Source organism: Rhodoferax sp., from assembly GCF_014859475.1.
Lineage (GTDB): Bacteria > Pseudomonadota > Gammaproteobacteria > Burkholderiales > Burkholderiaceae_C > Rhodoferax.
This window is the reverse complement of record NZ_JACUUE010000060.1, coordinates 1-13,441: the sequence shown is the minus strand read 5'-3', so window position 1 is coordinate 13,441 and position 13,441 is coordinate 1. Positions and strand designations below refer to the sequence as shown.

The 13,441-nt window shown below is 62.0% G+C and carries 12 protein-coding genes and 1 pseudogene; 11 read left to right on the top strand and 2 right to left on the bottom strand.

Annotated features, from left to right (window positions below):
* Window positions 1-227 precede the first annotated feature (227 nt).
* From IBX54_RS07505 to IBX54_RS07490, 4 genes and pseudogenes are all read left to right on the top strand, one after another.
* Window positions 228-1,103 (top strand): annotated as a pseudogene (locus IBX54_RS07505) (ArsA-related P-loop ATPase); the annotation flags it as partial.
* Between the two features lie 30 nt (window positions 1,104-1,133).
* Window positions 1,134-1,637 (top strand): arsenate reductase ArsC, encoded by a 504-nt coding sequence (locus tag IBX54_RS07500; RefSeq protein WP_296542047.1) that lies wholly within the window; start codon window positions 1,134-1,136, stop codon window positions 1,635-1,637.
* Between the two features lies 1 nt (window position 1,638).
* Complete coding sequence (arsB, locus tag IBX54_RS07495) at window positions 1,639-2,655, top strand: ACR3 family arsenite efflux transporter (RefSeq protein ID WP_296542046.1); 1,017 nt, start codon at window positions 1,639-1,641, stop codon at window positions 2,653-2,655.
* 45 nt (window positions 2,656-2,700) lie between these two features.
* Window positions 2,701-3,636: a cation diffusion facilitator family transporter gene (locus IBX54_RS07490; protein ID WP_296542045.1), complete on the top strand. Its 936-nt coding sequence runs from the start codon at window positions 2,701-2,703 to the stop codon at window positions 3,634-3,636.
* A gap of 33 nt (window positions 3,637-3,669) precedes the next feature.
* Here IBX54_RS07490 and IBX54_RS07485 read toward each other — a convergent pair whose 3' ends face one another.
* A complete protein-coding gene (locus IBX54_RS07485) occupies window positions 3,670-4,170 on the bottom strand; it encodes a hypothetical protein (RefSeq protein WP_296542044.1) in 501 nt (166 codons plus the stop codon).
* A 145-nt stretch (window positions 4,171-4,315) separates the two neighbouring features.
* Here IBX54_RS07485 and IBX54_RS07480 point away from each other — a divergent pair, with 145 nt between their 5' ends.
* The 6 genes from IBX54_RS07480 (at window position 4,316) to IBX54_RS07455 (ending at window position 11,391) form a co-directional block, all read left to right on the top strand.
* Window positions 4,316-5,632 (top strand): hypothetical protein, encoded by a 1,317-nt coding sequence (locus IBX54_RS07480; RefSeq protein WP_296542043.1) that lies wholly within the window; start codon window positions 4,316-4,318, stop codon window positions 5,630-5,632.
* The gene (locus tag IBX54_RS07475; protein ID WP_296542042.1) at window positions 5,632-7,434 is read left to right on the top strand and encodes an N-acetylglutaminylglutamine amidotransferase; all 1,803 of its coding nucleotides are present in this window, start codon (window positions 5,632-5,634) and stop codon (window positions 7,432-7,434) included. Before IBX54_RS07480 ends, IBX54_RS07475 begins: the two co-directional genes overlap by 1 nt.
* Window positions 7,386-7,775 carry a hypothetical protein gene (locus IBX54_RS07470; RefSeq protein ID WP_296542041.1) on the top strand — a complete coding sequence of 130 codons (390 nt, stop codon included), beginning with the start codon at window positions 7,386-7,388 and terminating at the stop codon, window positions 7,773-7,775. The genes IBX54_RS07475 and IBX54_RS07470 overlap by 49 nt, the downstream gene beginning before the upstream one ends.
* Entirely contained in the window at window positions 7,776-7,964 is a 189-nt protein-coding gene (locus IBX54_RS07465; RefSeq protein ID WP_296542040.1) for a hypothetical protein, read from the top strand.
* Window positions 7,965-8,230: 266 nt separating this feature from the next.
* A complete protein-coding gene (locus tag IBX54_RS07460) occupies window positions 8,231-9,790 on the top strand; it encodes a diguanylate cyclase (RefSeq protein ID WP_296542039.1) in 1,560 nt (519 codons plus the stop codon).
* A complete protein-coding gene (locus IBX54_RS07455) occupies window positions 9,787-11,391 on the top strand; it encodes a Na/Pi symporter (protein ID WP_296542038.1) in 1,605 nt (534 codons plus the stop codon). Before IBX54_RS07460 ends, IBX54_RS07455 begins: the two co-directional genes overlap by 4 nt.
* A gap of 17 nt (window positions 11,392-11,408) precedes the next feature.
* On the opposite strand, the gene IBX54_RS07450 is transcribed toward IBX54_RS07455, so the two are convergent.
* Window positions 11,409-12,605: a PLP-dependent aminotransferase family protein gene (locus IBX54_RS07450; RefSeq protein ID WP_296542037.1), complete on the bottom strand. Its 1,197-nt coding sequence runs from the start codon at window positions 12,603-12,605 to the stop codon at window positions 11,409-11,411.
* A gap of 155 nt (window positions 12,606-12,760) precedes the next feature.
* On the opposite strand from IBX54_RS07450, the gene nth reads away from it, so the two are divergent.
* Window positions 12,761-13,411 carry an endonuclease III gene (gene nth, locus IBX54_RS07445; RefSeq protein WP_296542036.1) on the top strand — a complete coding sequence of 217 codons (651 nt, stop codon included), beginning with the start codon at window positions 12,761-12,763 and terminating at the stop codon, window positions 13,409-13,411.
* The last annotated feature ends 30 nt before the right edge of the window (window positions 13,412-13,441 follow it).

Below are 13,441 nucleotides of genomic sequence, written 5' to 3'. Positions count from 1 at the left end.
TCCGGGGTCATGGATTGCTTCACTTCGTTCGCAATGACGGGGCTGTTCATGGAAAGCGAAGCGCGGCAGTCCAGGCAGTCCGGGGTCATGGATTGCTTCACTGCGTTCGCAATGACGGGGCTGGGGTTCGCAATGACGGGGCTGTTCATGGAAAGGCCGCAGGCCGTGGCGATCCATGCAGTCCAGAAGTCATGAATGGCCGCACTTCGCTCGCCATGACCGCCGATCCGCTCAAAGCCAACGCCTCCAGCCTGGCCAGCCTGGTCGATGACATCGCCGCCGAAGGCCACGGTCTGGTGATGCTGATGGGCAAAGGTGGCGTGGGCAAAACCACGCTGGCCGCTGCCGTGGCAGTGGCGCTCGCCGCGCGCGGCCATGAGGTGCACCTGACCACATCAGACCCCGCCGCGCACCTGATGGAAACGCTGCACGGCACGTTGGCGCATTTGACGGTAAGCCGCATCGACCCGCATGAGGTCACCGAGGCCTACCGTGCGCAAGTGCTCGCAACCAAGGGTGCCAAGCTCGATGCCGCCGGGCGCGCCGTGCTGGAAGAAGACCTGCGCTCACCCTGCACCGAAGAAATTGCGGTGTTCCAGGCGTTCTCGCGCGTGATCCGCGAAGCCGGCAAAAAATTTGTGGTGATGGACACCGCGCCCACCGGCCACACCCTGCTGCTGCTGGACGCTACCGGTGCCTACCACCGCGACATCGCGCGACAGATGGGCGCAGGCGCCCACTTCACCACGCCGATGATGCAGTTGCAAGACCCCAAACAAACCAAGGTACTGATCGTCACGCTGGCTGAAACCACCCCGGTGCTGGAGGCGGCCAATTTGCAGGCCGACCTGCGCCGCGCCGGTATCGAGCCCTGGGCCTGGGTCATTAACAACAGCGTGGCAGCGGCCGGCCTGAACGCACCGCTCAGTTCCCCCTTGCTGCGTCAGCGCGCCACCAATGAGTGGCGCGAAATTGACCGTGTGGCCCAACAGCACGCCCCGCGCACCGCGCTGGTGCCGCTGCTGACCGACGAGCCAATCGGCGTGGCGCGCCTGTTGCAACTCGTTGCCGGCCAGACTGCGCCCGCCCATCCCCTTCCTTAAACCAGACCCAAGCCACGAAAAAAGACCGACATGAATGAAAAACCCCTCAACGTGCTGTTTTTATGCAGCCACAACTCGGCTCGCAGCATTCTGGCCGAGGCTGTACTGAACCACATCGGGCGTGGCCGCTTCAAGGCCTTCTCGGCCGGCAGCAGCCCGCGCGCCAACCAGCAACCCAACCCGCTGGGCCTGCAGGTACTGCAGCACGCCGGTATTTCGGTTGATGGCTTGTACAGCAAGTCGTGGGACGAATTCGGCACCATGGATGCGCCGAAGATGGACCTGGTGATCACCGTGTGCGACAACGCCGCCGGCGAGGTCTGCCCCTACTGGCCTGGCCAGCCCGCCACCGCGCACTGGGGCTACGCCGACCCGTCTGCGGGTGATGCTGACGATGCCCACAAACTCGAAGCCTTCCGCAAAACCATGCTGGCCATCAAGCGTCGTCTGGAACTGCTGGTGAGCCTGCCTGCCAGCAAACTGGAAAAAACCATGCTGCAAAGCACCGCGCGCGACATGGCCCGGGGGCAATGATATGGGCTTGTTTGAACGTTTTTTGACGCTTTGGGTAGCGCTGGGCATCGCCGCGGGGGTGGGCCTCGGGTTACTGGTGCCTGGTACCTTCCAGGCGATTGCCGCAATTGAGGTGGCCCACGTCAACCTGGTGGTGGCGCTGCTGATCTGGGTCATGATCTACCCGATGATGATCCAGATCGACTGGTCAGCCGTCAAGGACGTCGGCAAAAAGCCGCGCGGCCTGGCCCTGACGCTCACGGTCAACTGGCTCATCAAACCTTTCACCATGGCAGCGCTGGGTGTGCTTTTTTTCCACTACCTGTTTGCGCCCTGGGTTGACCCGCAATCTGCCAGTGAATACATCGCCGGCATGATTCTGCTCGGCGTGGCACCTTGCACCGCGATGGTGTTTGTCTGGAGCCAGCTGGTCAAGGGCGATGCCAATTACACGCTGGTGCAGGTCTCGGTGAATGACATCATCATGGTCTTTGCCTTTGCGCCCATTGCCGCCTTTTTGCTGGGTGTCACCGACATCACCGTGCCCTGGCAAACGCTGCTGCTGTCCACTGTCCTGTATGTGGTGTTACCGCTGATGGCGGGTCTTCTCACGCGGCGCACCTGGATTGCCCAGGGCAGCGAACATCTGCGCCAGCGGGTGGCCTTGCTCAAGCCGCTGTCAGTGATTGGGCTGATCGCCACCGTGGTGCTGCTGTTCGGCTTTCAGGCAGAAACCATCGTGGCTAAACCGCTCATCATCGGCATGATCGCCATACCGCTGATTGTGCAAACCTATGGCATCTTTGCCATCGGTTGGTGGGGCGCCAAACTGCTCAAGCTGCCGCACAACATCGCCGGCCCGGCCTGCCTGATCGGCACCTCCAACTTTTTCGAGCTGGCGGTGGCGGTGGCGATTTCCCTCTTTGGACTCAATTCGGGTGCCGCGCTGGCCACCGTGGTGGGCGTGCTGGTGGAAGTGCCGGTGATGCTGTCGCTGGTCTGGCTGGTCAACCGTGCCGGGAGCGCCAACAAAGTTTGATTCTGATGCTCGATACTTGACGGTCGATTCAAGACGATGCCAACCATGAGCCAGACACACGACCACGACCACGGGGGCCACAGCCACACCCCGGCCAACTTCAACCGAGCCTTTGCCATTGGCATCGTGCTCAACGTCGTCTTTGTGGCGATCGAGGCGTTTTACGGCTGGCGCGTGAATTCACTGGCCTTGCTGGCCGATGCCGGACACAACCTGAGTGACGTGGCCGGCCTGGTGCTGGCTTGGGGCGGCGCCTTGGCAGTCAAGCTGCGCCCCAACGCGCGCCACACCTACGGCTGGAGGCGCGCCACCATTCTGGCGGCCTTTGCCAATGCTTTGCTGCTGCTGTTGGTCATGGGTGGCCTGGTCTGGGAAGCCATCGGGCGGCTCATGTCTGGCGATGTATCGCTGCAGGAACAGGGCGTGACCATCATGGTGGTGGCGGGCATCGGCATCGTCATCAACACCGCCACCGCGCTGCTGTTCATACACGACGGTGACGACCTCAACATCCGCGGTGCGTTTTTGCACATGGCCGCCGACGCGCTGGTCTCAGTCGGTGTGGTGGTGGCGGGTGCCCTGACACTGTGGATGGGCTGGGTCTGGCTCGACCCGGTGGTCAGCCTGGGCATTGCCGGCGTGATTTTGTGGAGCACCTGGGACTTGTTTAAACAAAGCTTGCACATGCTGTTCGACGGCGTGCCCGACAGCGTCGATCCGGTGGCCGTGCGCAGACTGCTGCAGGGTCTGCCCGGCGCGACCGATGTGCATGACCTGCATGTATGGGCCATGGGCACCAGCCAGATTGCGCTCACCGCCCACCTGGTCACCGACACCACCGACACCGGTGCGCTGTTGCAGGAAGCCGAGCAAGCGTTGCACGCGCACTTTGGAATTAGCCATGTCACGCTGCAACTGGAAACCCCGGCCTATGCCCGGATTTGCGGTCTGCGACCCGGCCTTGGATGCCAAAACGAATAGCCGTGACATCTGCCTGACGGCCGTTCGCAGTGCCTACTTTCCGGGAAAAGCTGCCCGCACCACCCGGCCATCGGCGAGCTGGCACTGGCCCTCACCGCCGCCCGACATGCCGCTGGCCGGCACCACCAGATGGAAGCGGCAACGCATGCGCTGGTCACCCTGCCCTCTCAAAGTGGCCACCACCTTGCCGGTGTAGTGGGTGATGAACTGGGTCGTGGGGTACGGCTGCATCATGGGGCCGCCCCAGTACGACCAGTCGTACCAACCACGGTTCCAGTTGTTCCACAAGGGCGTCAGCACCTCGGACCGTGTCTGCTGGGTGATTTGAAAAAACATTCCCTGGTAATTCATGTCAGGCAGCATCGCCGTCATGGTGCCCGACAGGCCGCCGTCGGTGCTGGTCCAGCTGAAGGTAACAGGCTCCTCTGCCGCGCCGCCGCCCGCCAGTTGCCCATCACCAATACCGGTCGTGGTGCAGCCTGCCAACGCCAGGTTGAACAACACAAGCGTTGCCAGCGATGTTGTGGTTTTCATGGATTGCTCCCAAGTAAATGCGTGCCGACAGTCTAAACGGGTCACATCCTGCCACGTTGATATTTCTCATACACAAGGTGCGTAAATCGCAGGCGCGCGGCTGTGCCTTCTGACCAGGCCAGGCTGACTGAGGCAGAATCAGCGCATGAGCTCTGACCCCACCATCGCACACGCCTCGCCGTCGGCCGAGACCCTGAACCGCGACTGCTTTTGCCGCACCCTGAACATGGAGCGCCTGCGCGAGCAACTCGAGAGCGAGCCCAGCCTGAAGGGCATGATGGCCAACATCAGCCAAACCCGGCCCAATCTGTTTTCATCGACGGTGGTCTTTGTCTCACAAGCGGTGCAGCAGCAGATCAGCGCCACCATCGCAGCCATCGAGCGTATCGCGGCCCTGCCCGGCTACCAGGTGCAGGCGCTCTCCAGAGCCGACGCCTCGGCGCAGCACGATTTCGGCCCGCTGGGTGCGTGCATGGGCTACGACTTTCACTTGAGCGCCGACGGTCCGCAACTTATCGAGATCAACACCAACGCCGGCGGCCTGCTGCTCAACGTGGCGCTGGCACGCGCCCAGGAAGCCTGTTGCGACGAGATGGACTGGGCGTTTACCTCCAGTGAGCGGCGCGACACCCTGAAAAAAACCATTTTCAACATGTTCACGTCCGAATGGCAGTTGCAATACGGCAGCGCCCCCTGGCGCTCGGTGGTGATCGTCGATGAGGCCCCGCTTGACCAATACCTGGCGCCCGAATTTGAGCTGTTTCACCAATTGTTTGCACAAAACGGCCTTCACGCGGCCATTGCCGACCCGTCAGAACTGATGTGGCAAAACGGCCGCCTGCTGCACCAGGGCACGCCAGTCGATATGGTCTATAACCGCCTGACCGACTTTTACCTCACCGAGCCCGGCCATCTGGCCTTGCGCCAGGCCCATGAAGCCAATGCGGTGCTGCTCACGCCCCACCCGCGCGCCCACGCGCTGCTGGCCGACAAGCGCAACCTGATTGCCCTGAGCCACGACGAGCTGTTGCTGGCCTGGGGTGCCGCGGCGGCTGACCGCAAACTGCTCGCGGCCAGCATTCCCGCCACGCGCCTGGTCACGCCCGAGCGCGCCGATGCGTTGTGGGCGCAGCGGCGCCAGCTTTTCTTCAAGCCGGTGGCCGGTTTTGGCGCCAAGGCCGCCTACCGCGGCGACAAACTCACGCGCCGCGTCTGGAGCGAAATTCTGGCGAGCGACTTTGTCGCGCAGGCGCTGGTGCCGCCGAGTGGCCGCAATATAGAGGTCGATGGCGTGCAGACCGACCTCAAGTTCGACATTCGCGCCTACGCTTATGGCGGCCAGGTGCAGCTACTGGCGGCGCGCATGTATGCCGGCCAGACCACCAATTTCCGCACCCAGGGCGGCGGTTTTGCACCGGTGATCGTGGTGCCCTCAACCAAGATCGCCGCAGGAGCGCGCTGATGTGCGGCATTTGCGGCGAATTGCGCTTTGACGGCGCGGCGCCCGACATGGCAGCTTTGGCACGCATGTCAGAGCAACTGGCGCGCCGCGGACCCGACCATGCGGGCACTTTTCAGGACGGCGCACTGGCTTTCTGCCACCGGCGCCTGTCGATCATCGACCTGTCAGCCCACGCCAACCAGCCGATGGTCGATGCGCTGCTGCAGCTCACACTGGTCTTCAACGGCACCATCTACAACTACCGCGAGCTGCGCGCCGAGCTGAGGGCCTTGGGCTACCAGTTTTTCTCGGAAGGCGACAGTGAAGTCATCCTGAAAAGTTACCACGCCTGGGGCGACCAGTGCGTGACGCGTTTTAAAGGGATGTTCGCGTTTGCCATCTGGGACCAGCGCAGCAGCCAGTTGTTTCTGGCGCGCGACCGTTTTGGCATCAAGCCGCTGTACCTCAACCAAACCAGCCACCGGCTGCGCTTTGCCTCGAGCCTGCCTGCGCTGCTGGCTGGCGGCGGTGTCGATACCACGCTCGACACGGTGGCGCTGCACCACCACTTCACGCTGCACACCGTGGTGCCGGCACCGCGCACGGTACTCAAGGGCGTGCGCAAGTTGGCACCTGCCACCACGCTACGCTTCGACCCGGACGGCACGGTGACCGAACAGGTGTACTGGACACTGGACGCCACCCGGCCAGAAAAGCCCTTGACAGAAGCAGCGTGGCTGGCCGCCACGCGCGAACAGCTGAGTCAAAGCGTCAAGCGCCGTCTGCTCGCCGCTGACGTGCCGGTGGGCGTGCTCCTGTCGGGCGGGCTCGACTCAAGTCTGCTGGTGGGCTTGCTGGCCGACCAAGTACCCGATTTGCGCACCTTTTCCATTGGCTTTGAAGACCTCGGTGCGGGCGCTGAAAAAGCCGACGAGTTTGAGTTCTCCGACCAGATCGCGCAGCACTTTCACACCCGGCACCAGCAGTTCAGCATTCCCAACCATGAGGTCATGGCGCGCCTGCCCGAGGCGGTAGCACAAATGACCGAGCCCATGGTCAGCCACGACGTGATCGCCTTCTACCTGCTGGCCGAACGCGTGGCCAAAGAGGTCAAGGTGGTGATGAGCGGCCAGGGTGCCGACGAAGTCTTTGGCGGCTACTTCTGGTACCCCAACATGGACGCCGCCGACGGCACGCCGCTAGCGCGCTTCAGCCAGCATTACTTTGACCGTGACCATGCCGAGTACCTGCAGATGATCGCGCCGGCGTTCCATGTGGGCGATGTCACGTCCGAATTGGTCGCTGCCGAACTGGGCAAGCCGAATGCCGACGAATTTCTGGATCAGGTCTGGCGCCTTGATGTCACCACGCTGATCGTCGATGACCCGGTCAAGCGCGTGGACAACATGCCGATGGCCTGGGGGCTTGAAGTGCGCACACCGTTTCTTGACCACGAACTGGTGCAACTGGCCGCACGCATGCCGCCCGGGCTCAAATTGAAGGAAGGCGGCAAGTTCCCGCTCAAGGCGATTGCACGCGGGCTGCTTCCGGACGCGGTCATCGACCGGCCGAAAGGCTATTTTCCGGTGCCTGCCCTGAAGTATGTGCGCGGCCCGTTTCTGGACATGATGCGCGACATCTTGATGTCAGAGGCGTGCATCAGGCGCGGCCTGTACCAGCGCGCTTACGTCAACAAGCTGCTGGCCGACCCGGAGGCGCCCGGGCACTTCACCCGCATCAACGGCAGCAAGCTGTGGCACCTGGCGCTGCTGGAATGGTGGCTGCAAGTGCATGTGGACCCGCTGCCCAGCGGGTGGTCGTAGCGCTTGAGTCGGTCCATCTCGTTGACCGGGGTCTCTTCGAGACGGTGCCGGTTCCGGGCCCCCGTGAGCTTGTCGGTGCTGGCCAGTTTGGACACTTCGACCAGGGTTTTCTGCAACTCCTGCTTGGTGTTCTGCAAAAGTTCCCGCGACTTCTGCATTTTGTTGTTGTTGATATTGCCCACGCGCGCGGTGTCGAGCATGGCGGCCCCGATGAACAGGAGCTGCCCTTCCGGGCCATGCACCGGGAACGTGAACCACAGGCATTGAAGGGACTTGCCGTCAACCCAACAATCAAGCTGGTCGCAGCAGGTGGCGGCACCTGCCATGATTTGCGCATCTGATTGCTGGAGCTGCGCCGCCACTTCAAGCTAAAACAGATCGGCATCGGTCAGACCGGTGAACTGCTGGGAGGTCTTGATGGCAACCCCGGCACCCAGCTTCTGCGGCATCATCAGCGCCATCAGGCCGGAAGCCTCGATGACATTTTCCTTGGCAAAACTGCAGATCAGATCGTTTTCGTTCCTGATTGAACTCTATTGGATTTGCGATTTGAAGAGGGTGGCCTATCCAGGGCAAACCCAACTTAGGCAATCACCAAGGGGAACGTCGCCATTGACGGCAAACAGGCAACTGAGTTCTTCGATTATGGTGGTGGGCAAAGCATAACAATCACCTCCTGCGCCACGCGCAAGTTGGCAACCGCCACTGCCGAGCGTCCTGTTGCTAAACTCGTAACAGTAATCAACAATACATCGGAATGGACCCACCACAATTACGCCAGGGACGGACAGTGAAAATGAGCGATGGCATCGTGAGCGAACCGTCTTCAGCCGCATCCGATGAGACTGTCGAATCGAGCGCACAGCAAAACTTGCTGGCCTTGCTGCGCTACATGGTAGCGGCCCTGTTGCTGGGTCCGATCTTCACCTTGCTGGCCTTGCTGGTCTTGAACCCGGCACTCACGACTGCTCCGGTCAATATATTGGGTCCGGCTGCCTTTTTTATGGTGGGGCTGCTCGCCTGGTATCTGATTTCAGTTCACAAAATCAAAGCCGCCATCAAGTTGATGATGGTCAGCACCTGGATCGCAGTCACTGGCATCGCCTTGTTTACCGGGGCCCTACAGTCGCCCGTCATGGTGGTTTATCCGGTCATGATTTTGTTGACAGGGTGGCTCGTCAGTGTGCGTCACGCCAAGCTAATGACCGGGCTTACCGTGACATTCACCCTGGTGTTGTGGTTGGCCGCGGAAAGGCAATGGCTGCCGATTCAGCGCGCGCCCTCCACAGCTGTGTACGCGTTGGACCAGATCATCATCGTCGTGCTGTCGGCTGTTTCGATTGTCTATGTGGTGCGCATTTTCAATCTGCGCCTGAAGCAACTTCATGGAACCCGGAACACGCTGAAAAAACAGGCGCTGGCGCTGCAGCAAAGCGAAGACCGCTACCGCACCTTGATCGAGTGGACGCCCGGGGCCATTCTGGTGCATCGCCTGGGGAAAATCATCTATGCCAACCCGGCGGCCATCAAGCTGTTTGGTGCCCCTGATGCTGGCACGCTGCTGGCCAAAAAAACCAGCGATCTGATCCACCCGGACGAATTGGCCGCACAGACGGCGCGCATGGTAAGCATGATTGGCAAGGAAGCCATTAAACCGGCCACCGAATCGCGCTTTCTCAAGATCGACGGCACGGTGATCGCCGTTCAGGTTCAGGGCACCGCCATAGACTACGACGGCGAGCCAGCCATCCATGTGGCCATCCAGGACATCACGGAGCGAAAAAAGCTCGAAAACGACATCCGGCAATTGGCTTTTTACGATGATCTAACGCTGCTACCCAACCGCCGTATGCTGGAAGACCGCTTGCACCAAGTCATTTCGACCAGCCAGCGCCGCGGCGATTACAGCGCCCTGATGTTTCTGGACCTTGACAATTTCAAACCACTCAACGACACCTACGGTCATGCCGTCGGCGACGCCCTGCTGGTCGATGTCGCCACTCGGCTCAAGCAATGCCTGCGCCGCATGGACACCGTAGCGCGCTTTGGCGGTGATGAGTTTGTCGTACTGATCCCGGAACTCGGCCAGGCAAAGCTTGACGCGACCCGGCAGGGGCTGGGCGTTGCGGAGAAAATTCGCAAAGCGCTGTCAAGGCCCTATGTGCTCGCCAGCCAGCCTGTTGCTGGCGCCGCTACCAGCATCACGCACTCCTGTACGGTCAGCATTGGTGTTTTGGTTTTTTCCGCTGAGCAGGCAACCCAGGATGTTCTCTTGAAATGGGCTGATACCGCCATGTACCAGGCCAAGCGCGAAGGCCGCAACAGGATGCATCTGTTCCAGGAAACGCCGACATGAACAACCTTGGCTTGGTGGGCGGCCTGGTCGGCGGTGTCGGCCTGTTCCTGCTCGGCATGGGCTTGATGACCGACGGCCTCAAGCTGGCCGCCGGCCCGGCGCTGGAGCGCATCCTGATGAACGCCACCCAGACCCGGCTGCGCGGGCTGGCATCGGGCATGGCCGTGACGGCGGTGGTGCAGTCGTCGAGCGCGATCACGGTGGCCACCATCGGCTTTGTCAACGCCGGCCTGCTCAACCTGTCGCAGGCCGTGTGGGTGCTGTTTGGTGCCAACGTGGGCACCACCATGACCGGTTGGCTGGTGGCGCTGGTCGGGCTCAAGTTCCAGATCGACGCGCTGGCCTTGCCGCTCATCGGCATCGGCATGGTGATGCGCTTGAGCGGCGAAGGCCAGCGCCGTGGTGCCATCGGCATGGCGCTGGCAGGCTTTGGTGTGCTGTTTCTGGGCATCGACATGCTCAAGGTGACGTTCTCAGTGCTGTCCACCGACTTTCACCTGCCCGAGGGCCAAGGCGCGCTCGACACGCTGATGCAGGTTGGTATCGGGATTTTTCTGACCGTGGTGATGCAAAGCTCCAGCGCCGCCCTGACCGTTGCGCTCACCGCCGCCCAGGGCGGTCTGCTCAGCGCGCAGGGCGCGGCTGCGGTGGTCATTGGTGCCAATATTGGCACCACCGTGACCGCATTGATCGCAGCCATCGGCGCCACACCCAACGCCAAGCGGGCGGCGGCGGCGCACATCTTGTTCAACCTGCTGACGGGCACTGTGGCGCTGCTACTGCTGCCCTGGCTGATCGACTTTTTAGCCGTTTTGCGCGGCTGGCTGGGCCTGGAGGCGGCCCCCGCGGCCAAACTGGCGCTGTTTCATACCGTGTTCAATTTGCTTGGCGTGGCGCTGATCTGGCCGTTGGCCAGCCGCATGACAGCGTATCTGGAAACCCGCTTCAAGGCGGCCGATGCAGATGTGGCGCGTCCGCTTTACCTCGACAAGAACGTGCTCACCGTGCCCGCGCTGGCCATTGATGCCCTGCAGCGCGAAGTGCAGCGCATGGGGCAAATGGCTGTGGCGGTGGTGCAGACGGCCTTCACCTTGCCCGACAGCGCGATGCTGGCCACACAATCGTCCGGCGTGACGCGCCTGAACCAGGCCATTGCCGACTTCATCGTGCAACTCAACCGCGCCGGCATGTCGCCCAACAGTGCCGCACGACTGACGGCCACCTTGCGCTTGGCGCGCGACCACGACAGTGCCGCCGAACTGGCCCGCGAAGGCGCGCAAGCCTGGCTGGAAGCAGGTGCCCTGACCGAACCCCTGTCAAGCGAACAGGCCGCCTTTAAACAAAGTGCGCTGGCGCTGTTGAACCTGTGCAGTCTTGAGGCGCCACCCGCCCTGACTGCGCTGGACGACGCAGCTGCAAAGTTTCTGGCTGACTACGAGGCGCTCAAGAATCAGTTGCTGGTGGCCGGTGCCGTGGGTGGCGTGCCAGTGACGCGGATGGACGCCCAACTGCGCGCCGCCCGGGCGCTGCGCCGTGCGGCAGAACACGTCGAAAAAGCCACCCGGCTGCTGATCAGCCAGGCAGCAAAGCCTCATGACTGACTAAAAGGCAGGGCCGTTCAGTTGGACGTCAAGGCCCGCCCCAAGCGCGCAATACCTTCCTCGATCTTGCTCACATCAGCCGTGGCAAAGCTCAGGCGCAGCGTGGCCGGGTCGGGGTCGTGCGCATAAAAAGGTGCACCGGGTACAAAGGCCACCAGTTGCTCGATGGCGCGCTTGGCAAATTCGGCGGCGTTGGCGGACTGGCCGTTGGCACCGGTGAGCCTGGCCCAGAAAAACATGCCGCCTTGGGGCTGGTTGAATTCAATCGCATCGCCCAATTCACGGCGCAAGGCCTCAGCCATGACGCGCGCGCGCTCGGCATAGGTTTGGCGCACCACGGCCAGCGCATCATTGAGGCGGTTCAGCGTCAGGTAGTGGGCGCAAATGGCCTGCGTCAGATTGCTGGTGTGGGCGTCGCTGAACTGCTTGCACATGGTGGCCCGGGCCAGCAGTTCGGGCGGCGCAATCATCCAGCCCACGCGCAGGCCGGGGCTCAGGATTTTGCTGAAACTGCCACAGTGCGCCAGCCAGTCGCGGCTGCCGGGCACGCCGTCGCTCAAGGCCAGCAGGCTGGGCGGCGGCGCCTGGTCAAAATACAGCTCGCCGTAGGGGTCGTCTTCAACAATGAGCGTCTTCGTGCGCGCGGCGATTTCCAGAATCCGCTGGCGCCGCGCCAGGTTCAGCGTGGCACCACTCGGGTTGCCAAAGGTGGGAATCAGATAGACCAGTTTGGGTTTGTGCTGCGCGATGAGGGCTTCGAGCTGGTCCACATCCACCCCATCGGCATCGATCGGCGCGCCAATGAGGTGCGCGCCATAGAGCCGGAAACACTGGATGGTGGCCAAAAAGGTGGGCGCCTCGACAATCACCTTGTCGCCGGGTGAGATCATGGTTTTGCCGATCAAATCCAGCGCCTGCTGGCTGCCGGTGGTGACGATCAGGCCCTCGGGTTTGACCGTGCTGCCCTTGCCGGCCATGAAACTGCTGATGCCTTCACGCAGCGGCTGAAAACCCTCGGTGGCGCCGTATTGCAACACCGGGCCGGGGTTGCTCGCCAGCACCGCCGCGCTGGCCTGGGCAATGCCTTCGACGTCGAACAGGGCGGGGTCAGGAAAACCACCGGCAAAGCTGATGATGCCGGGCTTGCCCAGCAGTTTGAACAGCTCGCGGATGGCGGAGGTTTCGATGGCATCGAGTCGGGTGGCGAATTGCATGGGGGTCGGCTCACAAAAGGTGGTGAAGAAAAGCAAGAAGTGACGAAAAAAATGAATCTGGAAGTTTCAAACGCAAATTGTCACCGATACGTCGCAGGTAAAGTCAGGGTCTGCCAAACCGGCAATGACATGAGGGCGCGAAGCGTCAGGAACGCATGAACAAATCTGCCATCGAGAAATTTTTTGCCACGCTGGCCGCGGCCAACCCGCATCCGGAGACCGAGCTGAAATACAGCAGCGTGTTTGAGCTGCTGACCGCCGTACTGCTGTCGGCGCAGGCCACTGACGTCAGCGTCAACAAGGCCACGAAAAATCTGTTTTTGGTGGCCAACACACCGCAGAAAATGCTGGCGCTGGGCCTGGAGGGTCTGGAGGCCTACATCAAGACCATCGGTCTTTACCACAGCAAGGCCAAACACCTGCTGCAAACCTGCCAGATTCTGGTGGAGCGGCACAACGGCGAGGTGCCGCGCATCCGCGATGCGCTGGAGGCGCTGCCCGGCGTGGGCCGCAAAACGGCCAGCGTGGTGCTCAACGTGGCCTTTGGCGAGCCGACCATGGCAGTGGACACGCACATTTTTCGGGTCAGCAACCGCACCGGCCTGGCACCGGGCAAGTCGCCGCTTGAAGTCGAAATGAAACTGCTCAAGCGCATTCCCGAGCCCTACCGGGTGCACGCCCACCACTGGCTGATCTTGCTCGGCCGCTACGTCTGCCAGGCGCGCACGCCGCAGTGCTGGCTATGCGCGGTGGCGCCGTATTGCGATTTCAAGGACAAAACGCCGCAGCCGAAAACGCGCAGTTGATGGCGCATTCATTGATGGCTTGATGATTGG

Coding starts and splice junctions, on each gene's coding strand:
- IBX54_RS07480 (WP_296542043.1), top strand. CDS start 4,316: ATGAGCTCTGACCCCACCATCGCACACGCCTCGCCGTCGGCCGAGACC.
- IBX54_RS07475 (WP_296542042.1), top strand. CDS start 5,632: ATGTGCGGCATTTGCGGCGAATTGCGCTTTGACGGCGCGGCGCCCGAC.
- nth (WP_296542036.1), top strand. CDS start 12,761: ATGAACAAATCTGCCATCGAGAAATTTTTTGCCACGCTGGCCGCGGCC.
- IBX54_RS07485 (WP_296542044.1), bottom strand. CDS start 4,170: ATGAAAACCACAACATCGCTGGCAACGCTTGTGTTGTTCAACCTGGCG.
- IBX54_RS07460 (WP_296542039.1), top strand. CDS start 8,231: ATGAGCGATGGCATCGTGAGCGAACCGTCTTCAGCCGCATCCGATGAG.
- IBX54_RS07490 (WP_296542045.1), top strand. CDS start 2,701: ATGAGCCAGACACACGACCACGACCACGGGGGCCACAGCCACACCCCG.
- IBX54_RS07455 (WP_296542038.1), top strand. CDS start 9,787: ATGAACAACCTTGGCTTGGTGGGCGGCCTGGTCGGCGGTGTCGGCCTG.
- IBX54_RS07470 (WP_296542041.1), top strand. CDS start 7,386: ATGGTGGCTGCAAGTGCATGTGGACCCGCTGCCCAGCGGGTGGTCGTA.
- arsB (WP_296542046.1), top strand. CDS start 1,639: ATGGGCTTGTTTGAACGTTTTTTGACGCTTTGGGTAGCGCTGGGCATC.
- IBX54_RS07500 (WP_296542047.1), top strand. CDS start 1,134: ATGAATGAAAAACCCCTCAACGTGCTGTTTTTATGCAGCCACAACTCG.
- IBX54_RS07450 (WP_296542037.1), bottom strand. CDS start 12,605: ATGCAATTCGCCACCCGACTCGATGCCATCGAAACCTCCGCCATCCGC.